Source organism: Methylobacterium sp. CCH7-A2 (assembly GCF_001557075.1).
Taxonomy (GTDB): domain Bacteria; phylum Pseudomonadota; class Alphaproteobacteria; order Rhizobiales; family Beijerinckiaceae; genus Allobosea; species Allobosea massiliensis.
Window position 1 is genome coordinate 145183 of sequence record NZ_LSKN01000289.1, and the last position, 19279, is coordinate 164461.

The window sequence follows — 19279 nt, forward strand, 5'->3', positions numbered from 1 at the left end:
CCTCACTCGAGCGCGGCGCCCGACGCCTTGGCGATCGGGAACCACTTGGCCACCTCGACCTTGACGTGCTCGCCCAGCGCCTCCGGCGTCGAGCCGACGATCTCGGCGCTGACATCGTTGAGCCGCTGCTTGACCGTGGCGTCCTTCAGCGCGTCATTGGCCGCCTTGTTGAGCTTCGCCACGATGTCGGCCGGCATCTTCGCCGGTCCGAACAACGCGTTCCAGGTATAGGTCTCGTAGCCGGCGAGACCGCCCTCGGCGATGGTCGGCAGATCCGGGAAGGAGGCGACGCGGTCCTTGGTGGTCACGCCGATCGCCCGCAGCTGGCCGTTGCGGATGAACTGGGCGGAGGAGGGCAGGTTGTCGAACATGATCGGAACCGCGCCCGCGACGACGTCGTTCAGGGCAGGGCCGGCACCGCGATAGGGGACGTGGTTCATCTGGACGCCGCCGATCGACTTGAACAGCTCGCCCGAGAGATGCAGCGGCGTGCCGACGCCGGAGGAGGCATAGGAGTACTTGCCCGGATCGGCCTTCAGCACCGCGATGACCTCCTGGACGGTCTTCGCCGGGAAGCTCGGATGCACAACCATGACGTTCGGCACCACAGCGAGCAGCGAGATCGGGGTGAAGTCCTTGACCGGGTCGAAGGTGACGGTCTTCAGGATCGCCGGGTTGAGCGCATGGGTCGAGATCGTCCCCATGAGAATGGTGTAGCCATCCGGCGTCGCGCGGGCGACCGCGGTCGAGCCGACATTGCCGCCGGCGCCGGCGCGATTCTCGATCACGACAGACTGGCCGAGCAGCTCGCCCATCTTCTGGCCGACGAGGCGCGCGACGATGTCGGTCGAGCCGCCGGCGGCGAAGGGAACGATCAGGTTGATCGGGCGAGCGGGGAAAGCGGCTTGGGCCTGCGCCTGGCCGCCGACGAAGGTCAGGGCCGAGGCGCCGGCGAGGAAGCCGCGCCGGGAGAGATCATGCGGATGGGACAAGAGACGGTTCTCCGAGGGTTTGGAGAACTTTAGCGCGAGGCTGCGCTTCGTCACCTGCAGCCGTGCGATCAATCATCTGAAACAATGAAGGGGCGCGACGGCAAGCCGTGGCGCCCCTTCGGAAATTGTCGTCGACGGGTTGCGGCTCAGCGTCGGCCGATCGGCGTGTATTCGCGCTGCGGCGAGCCGGTATAGAGCTGGCGCGGACGGCCGATGCGCTGGGACGGATCCTCGATCATCTCCTTCCACTGCGCGATCCAGCCGACCGTGCGGGCGAGGGCAAACAGCGCCGTGAACATCGAGGTCGGGAAGCCCATCGCCTTCAGCGTGATGCCCGAATAGAAGTCGATATTCGGGTAGAGCTTCTTCTCGATGAAGTAGCTGTCCGACAGCGCGATCCGCTCGAGCTCGATCGCGACGTCGAGCAGCGGATCGTCCTTGATGCCGAGCTCGTTGAGGACCTCATGCGTGGTCTTCTGCATGATCTTCGCGCGCGGGTCGTAGTTCTTGTAGACCCGGTGGCCGAAGCCCATCAGGCGGAAGGGGTCGTTCTTGTCCTTCGCCTTGGCAATGTATTTCGGGATGTTCTCGACCGAGCCGATCTCCTCCAGCATCTTCAGCGCCGCCTCATTGGCGCCGCCATGGGCGGGGCCCCAGAGGCATGCCGTGCCGGCCGCGATGCAGGCGAAGGGATTGGCGCCCGAAGAGCCGGCGAGCCGGACCGTCGAGGTCGAGGCGTTCTGCTCGTGGTCGGCGTGGAGGATGAAGATGCGGTCGAGCGCGCGCGACAGCACCGGATTGACCTTGTACTCCTCCGCGGGCACGGCAAAGCACATGCGCAGAAAGTTCGAGGTATAGTCGAGCGAGTTCAGCGGATACACGAAGGGCTGGCCGACGGTGTACTTGTAGGCCATGGCCGCCAGCGTCGGGATCTTCGCGATCATCCGCATCGAGGCGACCATGCGCTGATGCGGGTCCGAGATGTCGGTCGAGTCGTGATAGAAGGCCGACATCGCGCCGATCGAGCCGACCATGACCGCCATCGGATGCGCGTCGCGGCGGAAGCCCTGGAAGAAGCGGGCCATCTGCTCGTGCACCATGGTGTGGCGCGTCACGCGATAATCGAAATCAGCCTTCTGCGCGGCGGTCGGCAGTTCGCCTTCCAGCAGCAGATAGCAGGTCTCGAGGAAGTCGCCATGCTCGGCGAGCTGCTCGATCGGGTAGCCGCGATAGAGCAGAACGCCCTCGTCGCCATCGATATAGGTGATCTGCGACTCGCAGCTCGCCGTCGAGGTGAAGCCAGGGTCGTAGGTGAACATGCCCGTCTGGGCGTAGAGCTTGCCGATGTCGATGACGGACGGGCCGATCGAACCCGTCTTGATCGCCATATCGACGGTCTTGCCGTCGACCTGAAGCTGGCTGGTGGTTCCGCTCATCGATACCGATCCTTTCAGGCTCGCTGCTTTTCAGGCGGGGTCGCGCTCTGTCCGTTCACGGTCGTCCATGAAACCTGTCCGTCGTCAAAGCGGACCGACATGACGCTGTCGTGTCGGCGCGGGCGCGGGCAGGTGGGCAGAGCGGTTCATCCGACTGATTTTCAAGCAATATTTATGCCCGCTCCGGCTCTCGCCGCAGCGGCCGTGTCCGGCGTCACTAGACCATTTGCAGACCCGGTTCAACCGAGCCGAAAGACGGTCCGCACCGCGTCTTGCTCAGCTCTGATCGGCCAGGCGAGCAAGGGTTTCCTCGCGCCCCAGAACCGCCATCACATCGAACAGGCCAGGCGACATGGCGCGGCCCGTCAGTGCAGCGCGCAGGGGCTGCGCCGCCTGGCCGAGCTTGAGCCCATGCGCCTCGGCATAGCCGCGCACGGCGGCTTCCAGCGCCTCGAGCGACCAGTCGTTGATGGCGGCGAGCGCCTGGGCGAGCCCGGGCAGACGCTGGCGACCGGCCTCGTCCAGCAGGGCCGCTGCCTTGGCGTCGAGCTGAAGCGGCCGGGCCGCATAAAGATAGTAGGCGCTGTCGAGCAGCTCGACGAGCGTCTTGGCGCGCTCCTTCAGCCCCGGCATCGCGGCAAGGAAGCGCTGCTCCAGCTCGGGCGACAGGGTCGGGCCGAGGCCGCGCGCCGGCCCGATCTCAGGCAGGATCACCTTCAGCGCGTCGAGCAGGTCGTGATCGGAGGACTGGCGCATATAGAGCCCGTTCAGGCTCTCGAGCTTGGCGAAGTCGAAGCGCGCGGCCGAGCGGCCGATCGAGCCGAGGTCGAACAGCTCGATCATCTCCTGCGTCGAGAAGATCTCCTGGTCGCCATGGCTCCAGCCGAGGCGCAGCAGATAATTGCGCAGCGCCACCGGCAGGTACCCCATCTCGCGATAGGCATCGACACCGAGCGCGCCGTGGCGCTTCGAGAGCTTGGCGCCGTCCGGGCCATGGATCAGCGGGATATGCGACATGCTCGGGACCTTCCAGCCCAGCGCCTGGTAGATCTGGGTCTGGCGCGCGGCATTGGTCAGGTGGTCGTCGCCGCGGATGACATGGGTCACGCCCATGTCGTGGTCGTCGACCACCACGGCGAGCATATAGGTCGGGTTGCCGTCCGAGCGCAGCAGCACGAGGTCGTCGAGATTCTCGTTCTGCCAGACGACGCGGCCCTGGACCTCGTCCTCCACCACGGTCTCGCCGGTCTGCGGTGCGCGCAGCCGGATCACCGGCTTGACGCCTTCGGGAGCCGTCGCGGGATCGCGGTCGCGCCAGCGCCCGTCATAACGCATCGGCTTGCCGGCAGCCTTGGCCTGTTCGCGCATCTCGTCCAGTTCGGCCGGCGTGGCGTAGCAGCGATAGGCATGGCCACTGGCCAGCATCTGATGCGCCACCTCGCGGTGCCGCTCGGCGCGGGCGAACTGGTAGACGGTCTCGCCGTCCCAATCGAGGCCGAGCCATTTCAGCCCGTCGAGGATGGCGCCGATCGCAGCTTCGGTCGAGCGTTCGCGGTCGGTGTCCTCGATGCGCAGCAGCATCTTGCCGCCATGGCGGCGCGCATAGAGCCAGTTGAACAGCGCCGTACGCCCGCCGCCGATATGCAGGAAGCCGGTGGGCGAGGGCGCAAAGCGCGTGACGACGGCGTCGCTCATGGATGGCAGGGCTCCGGCGGGACCTTGGGAGAAGGACCCTGAAAGGGGCGGGAAAAGATCGAGCGGCACGCCCTGTCGCAGCGCGTACCGAAGCGGACATGACATCCGGCGCGGCCCCTGTAACATGCCTGAGCCGCCGCCGTTAAGGGCCAGTTCGAAGCCCGGCGCGCCGGCGCAGGACGGGGGCAGGCCATGACGGCGAAGCCGCCAGGGCAGGGGGAGCGGGTGCCGCGGCGCGGGGCGCTGGCGGCCGCCCTCGTATGGCACCGGCCGGACGGTCGCTTCGGCGGTATCAGGTTCGGACTGGCGCTGGGCGAATGGCGCGACGCAGTGCTCGCCGCCTTGTCGCGCGAGGCCGAGCGGCGCCGGCTCTTCCTCTGGCTGCCGGTCGCGATGGGCATCGGCATCCTGCTCTATTTCGCCGCCGATGCCGAACCGGCGCTCTGGGCGCCGCTGACGGGGCTCGCGCTTTCCGCGGCTGGCGCGATCCTGCTGCGGGGGCGCCCGCGGCCGGCCTGGGTGTGCCTCGCTGTCGCCGCCCTGTTTGCCGGCTTCGCTGCGGCGGCCTGGCGCACGGCGACGATCGCCGCCCCGATGCTGGAGCGGCCGCGCGTCGGCCAGGTCTCAGGCTTCGTGGAATCGGTGGAGGCGCGCGATGCCGGCGCTCGGCTCGTCATCCGCGTGACGGGGATCGCCGGGCTCGACCGGCCGTTCTGGCCGAAGCGTGTGCGCGTCAACATCCGCTCCGGGACCGTGGCGCCCGGAGACCATGTCGCGGCCGTGGCGCGGCTGCTGCCGCCGCCGGGGCCGGCCCGGCCGGGCGGCTATGATTTCGGGCGCGACGCCTTCTTCCGCGGCATCGGCGCCGTCGGCAGCATCTCGGGCAAGATCGCGCTCAGCCCGCCGCCGCATCCGCCCGACTGGGATCTGCGCCTGGCGGCGGCGATCGACGGCGCCCGCAACGCCCTGACCCAGCGCATTGCCTCGGTCGCCGGCGGGCAGGCAGGGGCGATGGCGGCGGCGCTGGTCACCGGCAAGCGCGGGCTGATCACCGAAACCACCAATGCCGATCTGCGGGCGGCCGGGATCTACCACATCGTCTCGATCTCGGGCCTGCACATGGTGCTGGCCGCCGGGACGATCTTCTGGCTGGTGCGGGCGCTGCTCGCCCTGTCACAGACGGTGGCGCTGCGCCTGCCGGTCAAGAAGCTCGCCGCGCTCGCGGCGATGGCGGGCTCGGTCGCCTATTGCGTCTTCTCGGGAGCGGAGGTCGCCACCGTACGCTCGCTGATCATGACGCTGGTGATGCTGGGCGCAATCCTCGTCGACCGCCCGGCGCTGAGCATGCGCAACCTCGCGCTGGCGGCGATGATCGTGCTGCTGCGCGAGCCCGAGGCGCTGCTGGGGCCGAGCTTCCAGATGTCCTTCGGTGCCGTGGCGGCGCTGATCGCCTTTGCCGAGCGCTGGGAGGAGCGCGGCCGGTTGCAGCCGCCGCCCGCACTGCCCTGGCCGCTGCGCCCGCTCTGGGTCGCCGCATCCGGCATCGTCGTCACGACCCTGCTGGCGACGGCGGCGACGGCGCCCTTCGGCGCCTATCATTTCCAGACCTTCAACCCTTTCGGCCTGCTCGGCAACGCGCTGGCTCTGCCCTTCGTCTCCCTCTTCGTCATGCCGGCCGCCGTCTTCGGGGTGCTCGCCTATCCCTTCGGGCTGGACGCGCCGGCCTGGTGGCTCATGGGCCTGGCCTCGGAGGTGGTGCTCAAACTGGCGCATTGGGTCGCGACCATCGATCACTCGACCCTGGTGCTCGCCGCCTTCGGCCCGGCCGCGCTCGGCTGCTTTTCGGCCGCGCTGCTCTGGGCGACGCTGTGGACGACGAAGCTGCGTCTGCTGGCGATCCTGCCGCTGGTCGGCGGCGTGGCCGTCGCGGCCAAACCGGAGAAGCCGGCGATCCTGATCGAGCGCGACGGCTCGGGCCTCGCGGTGCGCGGCAAGGACGGCCTGCTCGTGATCGCCGGCAAGCCGAGCCGCTTCGTCCTGCAGCAATGGCTGACGGCGGATGGCGACGGCCGCCAGCCCGACGACCCGTCGCTGCGCAAGGGCGCGGCCTGCGATCCGCGCGGCTGCGTGCTGATGACGAGAGAGGGCCACAGCATCGCCTATGCGCAGGACCGGCTCGCCATCATCGAGGATTGCCGCCGCGCCGATGTGGTGGTGACGCCGATTCCCTGGACGGCGGCCTGCCGCGCGCGGCTGATCGACCGGATGACGTTGCAGCGCGATGGCGCGACAGCCCTGGTTCGGACTCGCTCCGGCTGGCAAAACCACGCGGCGCAGGATGCGGGCGACCGGCCCTGGAGCCGCCGGCGTCCCCAGCCCGCGCCGACAACTGCGGGCCCGGCTGGGCCGCCACCGGCCGAGGAGGCGCCCGATACCGAGCGCCTGCCCTAGCGCCGGCCCGTCAGTAGCGCCGCATCAGATTGACAAGCCGACCCTGGATCTTGACCCGGTCCGGTCCCAGCACCCGCGTCTCGTAAGCCGGATTGGCTGCCTCCAGCGCGATCGAGGAGCCCCGCTTGCGCAGCCGCTTCAGCGTCGCCTCCTCGTCGTCGATCAGGGCGACGATGATGTCGCCGGTATTGGCGGTGTCCTGGCGCCGGATCACCACCGTGTCGCCGTCGAGAATGCCGGCCTCGACCATCGAGTCGCCGCGGACCTCCAGCGCGAAATGCTCACCGGAGCCGAGCATGTCGGCGGGGAGGGCGACGCTGTGGCTGCGGCTCTGGATCGCCGAGATCGGCGTGCCCGCCGCGATGCGGCCCATGACAGGGATCGCGATCGTGTTGCGGGCGTCTTCCGGCATCGCCTCCACCGGGCGCGCCCGGCCGGGCAGCCCGTCCTTGGCCGGCGGCGTCTCCTTGCCGAGCCCGCCCTGGACGATGGAGGGATTGAAGCGGCGCGCGCCGCCCTGGAGGCCACCACCCGCGCCATCCGGCAGCTTGATCACTTCGAGCGCCCGTGCCCGGTTCGGCAGGCGGCGGATGAAGCCGCGTTCCTCGAGGGCCATGATCAGGCGGTGGATGCCGGATTTCGACTTGAGGTCGAGCGCGTCCTTCATTTCGTCGAAGGAGGGAGGGACGCCGCTCTCGCGCAGGCGCTCATGGATGAAGCGAAGCAGTTCGAACTGTTTGCGTGTCAGCATGATCCCCGCCGGCGCTCTGAAATCTGCCGATCATCGCAGATTCGAAACAAATCACGAACACCATACCCGTTCGCGTTGTGTTCCGCAAGCCGATGCGCCAGCCCGCGACCTATCGCAGACGAATGAAGCGGCAGGGATCGCCCTTGCGGGCCGCCGGCGCGAAAACCGGGCGGATCGCCAGCGCCTGCGCCCTCGCGAGCAGGCCGAGCATCGAGGAATCCTGCCTCTCGAACGGCGTCGCCTCCCAGCCGGCCTCGGTCAGGACGAGGCTGGAGCGCAAATAATCCTCGCGCTCGTCATTGGCCGGCATGTCGCGCCCGAGCAAGCCGGGCTCGCTGCGGTCGCGCTCGGGCGAGGGCATGCCGAGCAGGGCCTCGATCACCGGCACCACGAAGAGATGCCCGCAGACGATCGAGGAGACGGGGTTGCCCGGCAGGCCGATCGCGACCATCGGGCCGAGCCGGCCGGTCATCATCGGCTTGCCCGGCCGCATCGCGATCTTCCAGAAGCCGAGATCCATGCCGGCGCGCTTCAGCGCCTCCTGGACGAGATCATGGGCACCGACGGAGGCGCCGCCCAGCGTCACCAGCACATCCGCGCCGGCGTCCCGCGCCTGCCCGATCCTGGCGGCGAGATCGGCATGGTCGTCGCGGGCGATGCCGAGATCGAGCACGCTCCCGCCCGCCTGCTCGACCAGCGCGGCCAGCGCAAACGAGTTGGAGGCGACGATCTGGTCGGGCCCGACCGGCTCGCCCGGCAGCACGAGCTCGTCGCCGGTGGCGAGGATCGCCACCAGCGGCTTGCGGCGCACCGCAAGCGCGGGGTGGCCAGCGGCGGCGGCGAGCCCGAGCGCGGCGCTGTCGAGCCGGGTGCCGGCCGCGAGCAGCTGGTCGCCCTCGCTGAAGTCGAGCCCGGCCTTGCGAATGAATTTGCCCTTGGGCGCGCCCTCGCGAACGGTGATCGCGGCCGAGCCGACACCGTCGGCGTTCTCCTGGATCAGGATGGTGTCGGCGCCCTCGGGGATCGGCGCACCCGTGAAGATCCGGACCGCCTCGCCGGCGGCCACGCTGCCGTCGAAGGAGCGCCCGGCCGCGGATTCGCCGAGAACGCGCAGTTCGGCGCCCGGCACGAGGTCGTCGCCCCGCACCGCATAGCCGTCCATGGCCGAATTGGCGAAGGGCGGCTGTGTCCTGAGCGCCGCGAGATCGGCCCCGAGCACGCGCCAGGCGCACTGCGCCAGCGGCAGGGTCTCGATGGGCGTGCGGCCGGGCACGCTGTCGAGCAGCGCGCGCAGCGCGACCGGGACCGGCGTCAGCGCCATCAGACCGGTCCCCCTGGGGAGGCGTCGGCCTGGAACACACCTGACTTGCCGCCGGATTTGTGGGTCAGCCGGATGCCCTCGATCCGCATGCCGCGGTCGGCCGCCTTGACCATGTCGTAGACGGTCAGGCAGGCGATGCTGACGGCGGTGAGTGCCTCCATCTCGACGCCGGTCTGGCCCTTCACCTTGACCTCGGCCCGCACGCGGATGCCGGGCAGGGCCTCGTCGATCTCGAGATCGACCGCGATCTTGGTGATCAGCAGCGGGTGGCAGAGCGGGATCAGCTCATGGCTGCGCTTGGCGGCCATGATGCCGGCGAGCCTCGCCGTGCCGAGCACATCGCCCTTCTTGGCGTCGCCCGCGCGCACGATCGCCAGCGTCTGCGGCTGCATCACCACGCAGCCCTCGGCGATGGCCGTGCGCGAGGTCTCGGCCTTGTCGCCGACATCGACCATATGCGCCTGGCCCTGCGCGTCGAGATGGCTGAGTGCGCTCACGCGGCGCTCTCCTGCGTCTTGGCTTGTGATGTCTGGCCCGTGAGCAGTTCGCGCGTCGCGGCCGTCACATCGGCCTGTCGCATCAGGCTTTCGCCGACGAGGAAGGTCCTGACCCCGGCCCCGTTCAGCCGGCCGACATCGCCATGGCTGAAGATGCCGCTCTCGCTGATGACGATCCGGTCGGCCGGCACGCGCGGCGCCAGCCGCTCGGTCACCGCGAGATCGACGGTGAAATCGCGCAGATCGCGGTTGTTGATGCCGAGCAGGCGGCTCTTCAGCGCCAGCGCGCGGTCGAGTTCGGCGTCGTCATGGACTTCGACCAGCACATCCATGCCGAGATCGAAGGCGGTGGTCTCCAGCGCGCGCGCCGTGGCGTCGTCGACGCCCGCCATGATGATCAGGATGCAGTCCGCCCCCCAGGCCCGCGCCTCGTAGACCTGATAGGGATCGTAGAGGAAATCCTTGCGCAGCACCGGCAGCACGGAGGCCGCGCGCGCCTGCAGCAGGAATTCCGGCCGGCCCTGGAAGGAGGGGCCATCGGTCAGGACGGAGAGGCAGGCGGCCCCGCCGGCGGCGTAGGCGCGCGCCAGCACGGGCGGGTCGAAATCGGCGCGGATCAGCCCCTTGGAGGGCGAGGCCTTCTTGATCTCGGCGATCAGCGCCGGCTGGCCGGCGGTGTGCTTTGCGGCCAGCGCATCGGCGAAGCCGCGCGTCGGCCCGGCGTCACGCGCCAGCACCTCGATCCGGTCCTGCGGGATCGCCAGTTTGGCGGCCGCGATCTCCTGGCGCTTATAGGCCTCGATCTTCGCGAGAATGTCGCTCATCAGGGCCTCACGCGTTCGAGCTGGCGACGAGGGCGGCCAAGGTCGCCTTGGCCTTGCCGCTGTCGAGCGCCGCATTCGCCTGCGCGAAGCCGTCGCGCAGATCGCCCGCCCGGCCGGCGACCAGCAGTGCCGCGGCGGCGTTGAAGGCGGCGATGTCGCGGAAGGCGGTCTTCTGCCCGTCGAGCACCGCACGCAGCGCCTCGGCATTCTGCGCCGGCTCGCCACCGCGCAGATCCTCCGGCCTGGCGCGGGCCAGCCCGACATCCTCGGGCGAGATCTGGAAGCTTTCGATCCGGCCATTGTCCAGCGAGACCACGCGGGTCGGACCCGTCGTGGTGATCTCGTCGAGCCCGTCGGACCCATGAACGGCCCAGACCCGCGTCGAGCCGAGGCTCGCCAACACCTTCACCATCGGCTCCAGCCAGGTTTCCGAGAAGGCGCCGATCAACTGCTTCTTGACGCCGGCCGGGTTCGAGAGCGGGCCGAGCAGGTTGAAGATCGTGCGCGTGCCGAGTTCGACCCGCACCGGCGCGACATGGCGCATCGAGGCGTGATGCGTCGGCGCGAACATGAAGCCGACACCGGCCTGGGCGATGCAGCGCGCCGTCGCCGCCGGATCGAGCCCGACCTTGACGCCGAGCGCCATCAGCACGTCGGCGGTGCCGGTCTTCGAGGAGGCGGCGCGATTGCCATGCTTTGCGACCGGCACGCCGCAGGCGGCGGTGATGATCGAGGCCAGCGTCGAGACGTTGTAGGAGCCCGAGGAATCCCCGCCCGTGCCGACGATGTCGATGGCGTCGGCGGGCGCCTCGACCGTCAGCATCTTGCCGCGCATCGCGCCGACCGCGCCGGTGATCTCCTCGGTGGTTTCGCCGCGCACCCGCAGCGCCATCAGGAAGGCGGCCGCCTGCGCATTGGTGACGCCGCCGGAGAGGATGGTGTCGAAGGCGTCGCGCGCCTCGTCCCGCGACAGCGAGGCGCCGGTCGCGACCTTGGCGATGAAGGGCTTGAAATCGTCCATGATGACTCTGCGGAAAACGGGCGATCGGGAAAGGCGGCTTGTGCGGGCCGGCGTTCAGTCGGCTTCGACGAGCGCGGCGGGGGCATGGTCGCGCTGCCATCGCTCCGCGAGGTCGAGGAAATTGCGCAGTATCGTGGCGCCGTGCTCGGAGGCGATGCTCTCGGGGTGGAACTGCACGCCATGGACCGGCAGGCTGCGATGCGACAGCGCCATGATCAGCCCGTCCTCCGTCTCCGCCTCGATCGTCAGATCGGCCGGGCAGGTCTCGCGGGCGACGACCAGCGAATGGTAGCGCGTCGCCTGCAGCGGGCCGTTGATGCCGCGGAACAGACCCCGCGCCCTATGTTGGACGGCCGAGACCTTGCCGTGCATCGGCAATGGTGCGCGCACCACGTCGCCGCCGAAGACCTGGCCGATCGTCTGCAGCCCGAGGCAGACGCCGAAGATCGGCTTGCGTTGCGCCCCCTCGCGGACGAGATCGAGGCAGATGCCGGCCTCGTTGGGCGTACAGGGGCCGGGCGACAGCACGATCGCGTCATGGTCGCCCGCGAGCGCCGCATCGACGGTGAGCGCATCGTTGCGACGCACCTCGACCTCGGCCCCGAGCCCGCCGATCAGGTGGACCAGATTCCAGGTGAAGCTGTCGTAATTGTCGATCAGCAGGATGCGCATCGGCTCGAGCCACGGATTTCGGGCTCCGGTCATGCACGGTCGGGGGCGGGCTGGTCAAGGTTGCGCGCCTCAGACGCGCGCGCCCCGCGGCATCCCGGCGGTGCGGACCGAGCCCTGGCCCGGCGCCGTCTCGATGCCGATCGTCGGCAGAGCGAGCGTCCGCTGCCCGCGGAAATCGACATGGCAGACGATCAGCCCGCGCTCCTCGATATAGGCGATCAGCCGGCGCGCGCGGCTCGGCGAATGGCTGCCGTAGACCTGCGCCAGCTCGGCGTCGCTGGGGCAGGGCGCTCCCTCCATCGCGGCCCGTGCGATGAACAGGAAGAGCCCGTGCAGATCGTCGGGCAGGGAGAGCGAGGCCTCGACCGCCGCCTGCCAGGTCTCCGAGCCGGTGATCTCGTCGCTCGCGCCGGCCTTGGCGACGGCGAGCCGGCGGCGAAACTCGTCGAGGCTGAGCTGTGTCCGGCCGAGCCGGCGCATCCGGCAGCGCACGGTGAAATCCTGGTAGAGCACCGCGACCTGGCGCGAGCGGGCCTCTGGATCGGCCATCAGCTCGCGCAGGATCTCGGCCATGATCGCCTCGCGCTCGGCCGGTTCGATCTCGATCTCCGGCTCGGGCTCGGGGGAAGGCGCCGGGCGGTAGCTCTCGATCTGGCGCAGCGTGTCGTGGACCGCCGGGCGCGGACGGGGAGCCGGGCGCGGCAGGCGGCTCACCGGCGCGGGCTCGTCGGCCCCGGCAGTAAAGATCAGCTTGCCGGCCTCCTCGGGCGCCTGCTCGGGCAGCGGCATCAGCCCCGGCGCGCCGCCGCGGTCGACCGAGGTGACGGAGCCGATCCGCAGCGGCAGCGGCCGCTTCGAAAGGGCGGGACCGAGCGCGACGAACTGCCCGCGCTCGAGGTCGCGGAACATCTCGGCCTGGCGCCGGTCCATGCCGAGCAGATCGGCGGCTCGCGCCATGTCGATGTCGAGGAAGGTGCGGCCCATCAGGAAGTTCGACGCTTCCGCCGCGACGTTCTTGGCGAGTTTGGCGAGGCGCTGCGTCGCGATGACGCCGGCGAGCCCGCGCTTGCGACCGCGGCACATCAGATTGGTCATGGCACCGAGCGAGAGCCGTCGCGCCTCGTCGGAGGCCTCGCCCGCCATCACCGGCGCGAAGAGCTGCGCCTCGTCGACGACGATCAGCATCGGGAACCAGAGCGAGCGGTCGACGTCGAAGAGCCCGCCGAGGAAGGCGGCCGTGGCGCGCAGCTGCTCGTCGGCCTCGAGGTTCTCCAGATTGAGCACGACCGAGACGCGGTGCTGGCGCACCCGCAGCGCCACGCGCTGAAGCTCGGCCTCGCCGCACTCGGCATCGACGACGACATGGCCGAACTGCTCCGCCAGTGAGACGAAGTCGCCCTCCGGGTCGATCACCGCCTGCTGCACCAGCGGCGCGCTCTGTTCGAGCAGGCGCCGCAGCAGATGCGATTTGCCCGAGCCGGAATTGCCCTGGACGAGAAGCCGCGTCGCCAGCAGCTCGGCGAGGTCCAGCAGGGCGGGTTGGCCGCCCTGGGTCAGCCCCATGTCGATCGCCGTGGTCACGCCGTCAAACCGCTCCTCTTGGCGCAGGCCGCCCGCCCGGTCGGATCGGGAGGCTCGCGACCGGCGCTTCTAGCATGGGGAATCGCCGCCGCGCCCCGCCCGGGCCCGGCGTCCACAGCAAAGCGGGGCGGCGTTTCAGCGCGGGCAGCGTCGCGCGCGTTCCTCGCGCTGGATGTCGGCGATGGTGCGGCGCTGCGCGGCCGAGAGCGGCACCTCGTCGGCGTTGTCGTACTGGCAGCCGGCATTGCCGAAGGCCTCGATGCCGCGGCGCGTGCGGAAGCAGTAGCCCTGCGCCTTGTAGATCTCGTTGCGCGCGTACCAGAGATCGTCGCAGCTCTCGGCCCGCACCGGCGCGGGCAACGCTACGATCGCAAGCAGGAGGCCTGATCCGGCGAGGAGGGTGGCAAGGGGGCGCCGCATCGCGAGTCTCCTGGGTCGGCGGGGGGCTGCAATCTGCGCGAGGCCACGGCCCGCGGCAAGCGCCGGCCTGCGGCCAGCCTCGCGTCGGCGGCACGGGACCCATCTCCCGTGATGGCTGGACGCCGCCGCAAGAGCGGCCGATCATCGCGGCCGGCTCCGCTCACCCCCGCTCATGGATTCTCACGCATGACCCGCCGCGCCCGCATCCTCGTGATCAACCCCAACTCCAACGAGGCCGTGACGGAGGGGCTGCGCCAGGCCGTGCTGCCGCTGAGCTATGCCGAGGGTCCCGAGATCATCTGCGAGACGTTGGCCGAAGGTCCCTTCGGTATCGAGACGCAGGAGCATGTCGACGGGGTCGCGATCCCGCTGCGCCGCAAGGTCGAGGCCGCCAATGGCGTCGATGCCTTCGTGATCGCCTGTTATTCCGATCCGGGCCTGCATGTCGCCCGCGAGGGCACGGCGAGCCCGGTCTTCGGCATCGCGGAGAGCGGCGTGCTCACCGCGCTCGCCCGGGCCGACCGGTTCGGTGTGATCGCGATCAAGTCGCGCTCGATCCCGCGCCACATCCGCTATCTTCGCCAGATGGGGCTGATGGACCGCCTCGCGGGCGAGCGCCCGTTGGAGATGTCGGTCGCCGACACCGCCTCGGGCGACCGCACGCTGGAGCGCATGATCGCGATCGGCCGCGAGCTGAAGGAGATCGACGGCGCCGGCGCCATCGTCATGGGCTGCGCCGGCATGGCGCGTCACCGCCGCCCGCTCGAAGAGGAACTCGGCATCCCCGTGATCGACCCGACCCAGGCGGCGGTGACGATGGCGCTCGGGACGCTGGCCGTGCGGTAATCGCCGGGCGATAGCCCGCGACATGGCGGCGTCGCGCTGGAGGGGTGACGCATCGGCCCGCCCAGCTGCTATGAGCGCGTCATGCTGAGAGAATTCTTCGCCTATTACCGGCCTCACCGGGCGCTGTTCCTGGTCGATTTCGGCTGCGCCGTGCTGTCGGGCCTGCTCGAACTCGGCTTCCCGATGGCGGTGAAGGCCTTCGTCGATCTGCTGCTGCCGCGCGGCGACTGGCCGCTGATCCTGCTCGCCGGGCTCGCCTTGCTGGTCGTCTATGCGATCAATTCCGGACTGATGGCGATCGTCACCTATTGGGGCCACAGGCTTGGCATCAATATCGAGACCGAGATGCGTCGGCGCGCCTTCGACCATCTCCAGAAGCTCTCCTTCCGCTTCTATGACGAGCAGAAGACCGGCCACCTCGTCGCCCGCGTCACCAAGGACCTGGAAGAGATCGGCGAGGTCGCCCATCACGGGCCCGAAGACCTCTTCATCGCGATCATGACCTTCATCGGCGCCTTCCTGCTGATGCTCTATGTGCATCCGCAACTCGCCTTGATCACGGCGCTGATCGTCCCGCTCGCCGGCTTCGTCGTGGCGCGCTACGGCGCGCTGATGGCGCAGAACTGGCGCCGACAGTTCGGCCGCGTCGGCGCCTTCAATGCACGGCTGGAAGAGAACATCGGCGGCATGCGCGTCGTCCAGGCCTTCGCCAACGAGGCCCATGAGCGCGCGCTCTTCGCCGGCGACAACCAGCGCTATCGCACCACCAAACTCGAAGCCTACCGCATCATGGCCGCCAGCCAGGCCATCAACTATCTCGGCATGCGCATGGTCCAGCTCGCGGTGATGCTGGCCGGCACCTATTACGTCGTGCAGGGCAGCCTCAGCGTCGGCGGCTTCGTCGGCTTCCTGCTGCTGGTCGGCGTGTTCTATCGCCCGCTCGACAAGATCGCCAACGTCATCGAGACCTATCCGAAGGGGATCGCCGGCTTCCAGCGCTACCAGGAGCTGCTCGCGACCGAGCCCGACATCGCCGATGTGCCCGACGCGATCGAGGCCCCGCCGCTGAAGGGCGACATCCGCTTCGAGGGCGTCGGCTTCGGCTATGCGAAGGAGCGGCCGGTTCTCTCGGGAATCGACCTCTCGGTCGCGGCCGGCGAGACGGTCGCCTTCGTCGGCCCCTCCGGCGCCGGCAAGACCACGCTGCTCTCCCTGCTGCCGCGCTTCTACGAGGTCGATGCCGGTCGCATCACCGTCGACGGACACGACATCCGCGCGCTGACGCTCGCCTCGCTGCGCCGCCAGATCGGCATCGTGCAGCAGGACGTCTTCCTCTTCGCCGGCACCATCCGCGAGAACATCGCCTATGGCCGCCTCGATGCCAGCGAGGCGGAGATCACCGAGGCCGCCCGCCGCGCCCGGCTCGAGACGATGATCGCCGACCTGCCGGCCGGGCTCGACACGGTGATCGGCGAGCGCGGCGTCAAGCTCTCCGGCGGCCAGAAGCAGCGCCTCGCCATCGCCCGCATCTTCCTGAAGAACCCGCCGATCCTGATCCTCGACGAGGCGACCTCGGCGCTCGACACCGAGACGGAAGCGGCGATCCAGCAATCGCTGACCGAACTCGCCGAGGGGCGCACCACGCTGGTCATCGCCCATCGCCTCGCCACCATCCGCCATGCCGACCGCATCGTCGTGGTGACTCAGGCCGGCATCGCCGAGCAGGGCCGCCATGAAGAGCTGCTGCGCGCCGACGGCCCCTACCGGGCGCTCCACGAGGCGCAGGTCGCGCCGCTGCGGCAGGCGATGGGAACGGCGGCCGAGTAGGCGGTAGCCTGTCGGGATGGCCGGCTCGGCGAATGTGACCGGAACCTGTCTGGCAGGGTGGGGTTGAGCCAGGACGGAAGGGCCACAGCTGGCCATCCGGGCTCGGGAGACCATCGACATGCTGCGTGCCGGAACTGCCGCCCTGGCGATGTTTGCCATTCTCTCCGGCCCGACCCTAGCGCTGGGGCAGGGCGTCGGCACGCCCGGCACCGGGCCGCTCGTGCCGGGCGGTCCGCGCCAGGGGCTGGGCCCGCCCTCGCTCACCGACTCGGTGCCGGATCTGCGCCTGCGCTCGGATGGCGGCGGGATCCCCGGCGCCGGCCCGCCGATCGATTATGGCAGGCCATCATCCTCGGGCGTAAGCGGCTATGGTCTCGGAAGCCGCGCGCGCGTCCAGACCGTCGGACGGTTCTGCGCGACGCCGCGCACGACCTGCCGGCTCGGGCGCACGGCCCTGCTCGGCCAGGCCTGTTCCTGCCGGGGTCGGGGTCGGGGCGTCGTCGTTCGCTAGCCCCAGGCGCCACCTCTCAGCCCGCCACGGCTCGCAACGCGGCGCGCGGCTGGCTCGGCGCGTGCAGCTGCGCCGCCGGCCGCGAGAAGCTCTGCCGGCCGTTCTTGAACCCCATGATCGGCTCGGCCAGGCCCGCCAGCGCCTCGGCCTGCGTGGGAGCGTCGAGCACGACGAGATCGGCCGGATTGCCGATGGCGATGCCGTAATCCCTGAGGTTCATCAGCCGCGCCGGCAGCGCCGTCACGAGCTCGATGCAGGCATCGAAGCCCTCCGGGCCGACCTGCGCGACATTGGCGTAGAAATTCGCCATCCGCAGCAGCGAGGCATCGCCGAAGGGCGTGAACGGGTTGAGGACGTTGTTGGTCGCCACCGAGCAGGTCACGCCCTGCGCCAGCAGCCGGTGCGCCGGCGTCAGCCCGCGCGGCACGTCATGGGTCGCCTCCCGGCCGAGCAGGTAGACGTCGGTCGCAGGCAGAACCGTCACCGCGACGCCCGCTTGCGCCAGCCGCCCGGCGGCTCGCGCGAAGGCCTCGGGCGGCAGGCAGGACAGCTTCGTGACATGGCCGATCGCGACGCGCCCGCCATAGCCATGGACGGTCGTCTGGCGGCAGACCTCGTCGAGATGCATCCAGCTGGCATCGAGATCGAAGTCGAGATGAAAATCGAGATCGACATCGAAGCGCGTCGCCAGCGCGAACAACCGGGCGATCTGCTGGGGCGGGTCGGTATCGGTATAGGGGCAGCCGCCGAGCGCATCCGCCCCGTCCTGGAGGGCCCGGACCAGCAGCTCCTCGGTGCCGGGGTCGTTGGTCAGCCCCTCCTGCGGAAAGACGCAGAGCGAGAGGTCGATCGCCCAGGCATAGTCGCGCTTCAGCGCCTTCAGCGCCTCGAAGCTGCGCAGGCCCACGCGCGGGTCGACCTCGACATGGCTGCGCATGCGCGTCGTGCCCTTGGCGATCGCGCGCTCCAGAACCTGCGCGCCGCGCTCGTAGACATCCGCGACGGTGAAATCCCGCTTCATCGCGGAGACGGCGGCGATCGCCGCCTTGAGTCCGCCCTGCAGATGGCCGCAGCGCCCGAGCAGGCAGGCCTTGTCGAGATGGACATGGCTGTCGACGAAACCCGGCAGCACCGCGCGCCCGCCCAGGACCACCTCGGGGGCATCCGCCACGATGACCGGCGCGATGGCGGCGAAGCGCCCCCGCCGGACGCCGATGTCCACGGGCCGCGCCGCGCCGGGAAGGGCCGCCTGCCGGAAGATGAGGTCGAAGGCGCTGTCGTCGGGCATCGGCACAGTGCTGTCGGCAGAGGAACAATCGGCGATCAAACTGTATGCACTTTACATGCCGGCTGCCACCTGTGAAGGCGGCAGCGCACACAGGAGAGGGCGGAGATCGTCAGCCGGCGGCCTTGGTCCGCGCCGGGCGTGCCGGCTCGGCATAGGGGGCCAGAATATCCATGATGTCGCGCCCGCGCGGCCGCGTCTGGGCGACTAGGGCGCGGCTCGCCACCGAATCGAGATGGTGGTGCATCAGCGCCATCACCGCCTCCGCATCGCCCTTGGCGAGCGCGTCGATCAGCAGCCGGTGCTCGTTGATGGCGCATTCGGAGGAATGGGGGCGGCTGAACAGGGACAGCGTCAGGCAGCAGCGATAGGCGATCTCGCTGACATAGCGGATCAGGATCGGGCTCTCCGTCATGCTGGCGAGCAGGATGTGGAATTCGGTCGCGAGCCGGATCGAGATCGCGTCGGGGCCGTTGCGGGCCTCGTCTTCGGCATCGACATGGGCGTGGAGCTCGGCGATCTGCGCCTTGGTCAGCCGCCCCGCCAGCTGCCGCACCACCAATCGCTCGAGTTCGATGCGGATGTCGAAGGCGTCGCGTGCCTCCTGCCAGCTCGGGGTCGCCACCACGGCGATGCGATTGCGCCGCAACTCGACCAGCCCCTCGGCCGCGAGCTGGCCGAGCGCATGGCGCGCGATCGTGCGGCTGACACCGAAGCGCTCGCCCAGTGCATCCTCCGGCAGCTTGGCGCCGGGCTCCAGCGCCTGCTCAATGATCGCGCGGCGCAGCGCACGGCAGATCGTCCCGACCCGATCGGTCGCAGGGCGGCTGCGGTTGTCCTCGCGCGTCATCACCGAAATCCGAATGCGTGAGGTCTCGTCTTAGCCCCGAGGCCGGCATCGCCGCAATCCACGGCTGCACGCCCGTCCGGCGGCGCGGGAAGGAGGTAGGGGGCGAGAAGCGTTCTGCAGCATGGCATCGCTATTGCATGCACTTTGCGGATCATAGGCATGCACTCCTTCCGCGACGGGAAGAGTGATGGCCGTCGCGAGGCGTCGGCTTGGGTCCATCGGCGGGTGTGGCCGGTGCCGTACGGCTTGATGATGTGGACGCCCCCGCCCCACCGGCGGCGCTATGGTGCAGATCCGGG

The 19279-nt window shown here is 69.7% G+C and carries 17 protein-coding genes; 4 read left to right on the forward strand and 13 right to left on the reverse strand.

Features of this window, described 5'->3' with window-relative positions; genetic code table 11:
* Positions 1 to 2: 2 nt before the first annotated feature.
* From AX750_RS21920 to gltX, 3 genes are all read right to left on the reverse strand, one after another.
* Complete coding sequence (locus tag AX750_RS21920; RefSeq protein WP_245282491.1) at positions 3 to 938, reverse strand: tripartite tricarboxylate transporter substrate binding protein; 936 nt, start codon at positions 936 to 938, stop codon at positions 3 to 5.
* Positions 939 to 1138: 200 nt separating this feature from the next.
* Entirely contained in the window at positions 1139 to 2428 is a 1290-nt protein-coding gene (gene gltA, locus AX750_RS21925; protein WP_066724955.1) for a citrate synthase, read from the reverse strand.
* A 276-nt stretch (positions 2429 to 2704) separates the two neighbouring features.
* On the reverse strand, positions 2705 to 4123 hold the full coding sequence (gene gltX / locus AX750_RS21930; protein ID WP_066724958.1) for a glutamate--tRNA ligase: 1419 nt from the start codon (positions 4121 to 4123) through the stop codon (positions 2705 to 2707).
* A gap of 192 nt (positions 4124 to 4315) precedes the next feature.
* Between gltX and AX750_RS21935 the strand changes: the two genes are divergently transcribed.
* Complete coding sequence (locus AX750_RS21935) at positions 4316 to 6574, forward strand: ComEC/Rec2 family competence protein (protein ID WP_066724965.1); 2259 nt, start codon at positions 4316 to 4318, stop codon at positions 6572 to 6574.
* A 10-nt stretch (positions 6575 to 6584) separates the two neighbouring features.
* Here the strand turns inward: AX750_RS21935 and lexA are convergent, their stop codons facing one another.
* From lexA to AX750_RS21975, 8 genes are all read right to left on the reverse strand, one after another.
* Positions 6585 to 7325 (reverse strand): transcriptional repressor LexA, encoded by a 741-nt coding sequence (gene lexA / locus AX750_RS21940; RefSeq protein ID WP_066724968.1) that lies wholly within the window; start codon positions 7323 to 7325, stop codon positions 6585 to 6587.
* 109 nt (positions 7326 to 7434) lie between these two features.
* On the reverse strand, positions 7435 to 8646 hold the full coding sequence (gene glp, locus AX750_RS21945; RefSeq protein ID WP_066724971.1) for a gephyrin-like molybdotransferase Glp: 1212 nt from the start codon (positions 8644 to 8646) through the stop codon (positions 7435 to 7437).
* On the reverse strand, positions 8646 to 9143 hold the full coding sequence (moaC, locus tag AX750_RS21950; RefSeq protein ID WP_066724974.1) for a cyclic pyranopterin monophosphate synthase MoaC: 498 nt from the start codon (positions 9141 to 9143) through the stop codon (positions 8646 to 8648). Before moaC ends, glp begins: the two co-directional genes overlap by 1 nt.
* The gene (gene trpC / locus AX750_RS21955; RefSeq protein ID WP_066724976.1) at positions 9140 to 9967 is read right to left on the reverse strand and encodes an indole-3-glycerol phosphate synthase TrpC; all 828 of its coding nucleotides are present in this window, start codon (positions 9965 to 9967) and stop codon (positions 9140 to 9142) included. Before trpC ends, moaC begins: the two co-directional genes overlap by 4 nt.
* 7 nt (positions 9968 to 9974) lie before the next feature.
* A complete protein-coding gene (gene trpD / locus AX750_RS21960; protein ID WP_066724979.1) occupies positions 9975 to 10988 on the reverse strand; it encodes an anthranilate phosphoribosyltransferase in 1014 nt (337 codons plus the stop codon).
* 54 nt (positions 10989 to 11042) lie between these two features.
* On the reverse strand, positions 11043 to 11693 hold the full coding sequence (locus AX750_RS21965; RefSeq protein ID WP_245282487.1) for an aminodeoxychorismate/anthranilate synthase component II: 651 nt from the start codon (positions 11691 to 11693) through the stop codon (positions 11043 to 11045).
* Positions 11694 to 11729: 36 nt separating this feature from the next.
* On the reverse strand, positions 11730 to 13241 hold the full coding sequence (locus tag AX750_RS21970) for an ATP-binding protein (protein WP_066724985.1): 1512 nt from the start codon (positions 13239 to 13241) through the stop codon (positions 11730 to 11732).
* Between the two features lie 135 nt (positions 13242 to 13376).
* Positions 13377 to 13661, reverse strand: a complete 285-nt coding sequence (locus tag AX750_RS21975; protein ID WP_066724987.1) for a YARHG domain-containing protein — start codon at positions 13659 to 13661, stop codon at positions 13377 to 13379.
* A gap of 186 nt (positions 13662 to 13847) precedes the next feature.
* Here AX750_RS21975 and AX750_RS21980 point away from each other — a divergent pair, with 186 nt between their 5' ends.
* From AX750_RS21980 to AX750_RS21990, 3 genes are all read left to right on the forward strand, one after another.
* Entirely contained in the window at positions 13848 to 14507 is a 660-nt protein-coding gene (locus AX750_RS21980; protein WP_197426707.1) for an aspartate/glutamate racemase family protein, read from the forward strand.
* Positions 14508 to 14588: 81 nt separating this feature from the next.
* Positions 14589 to 16334, forward strand: a complete 1746-nt coding sequence (locus AX750_RS21985; RefSeq protein WP_066724989.1) for an ABC transporter ATP-binding protein — start codon at positions 14589 to 14591, stop codon at positions 16332 to 16334.
* Between the two features lie 118 nt (positions 16335 to 16452).
* Positions 16453 to 16845 (forward strand): hypothetical protein, encoded by a 393-nt coding sequence (locus AX750_RS21990; RefSeq protein WP_066724992.1) that lies wholly within the window; start codon positions 16453 to 16455, stop codon positions 16843 to 16845.
* Between the two features lie 16 nt (positions 16846 to 16861).
* Here the strand turns inward: AX750_RS21990 and AX750_RS21995 are convergent, their stop codons facing one another.
* A complete protein-coding gene (locus AX750_RS21995; protein ID WP_066724995.1) occupies positions 16862 to 18133 on the reverse strand; it encodes an amidohydrolase family protein in 1272 nt (423 codons plus the stop codon).
* A gap of 109 nt (positions 18134 to 18242) precedes the next feature.
* Positions 18243 to 18980, reverse strand: a complete 738-nt coding sequence (locus AX750_RS22000; RefSeq protein ID WP_066724997.1) for a GntR family transcriptional regulator — start codon at positions 18978 to 18980, stop codon at positions 18243 to 18245.
* Between the last annotated feature and the right edge of the window lie 299 nt (positions 18981 to 19279).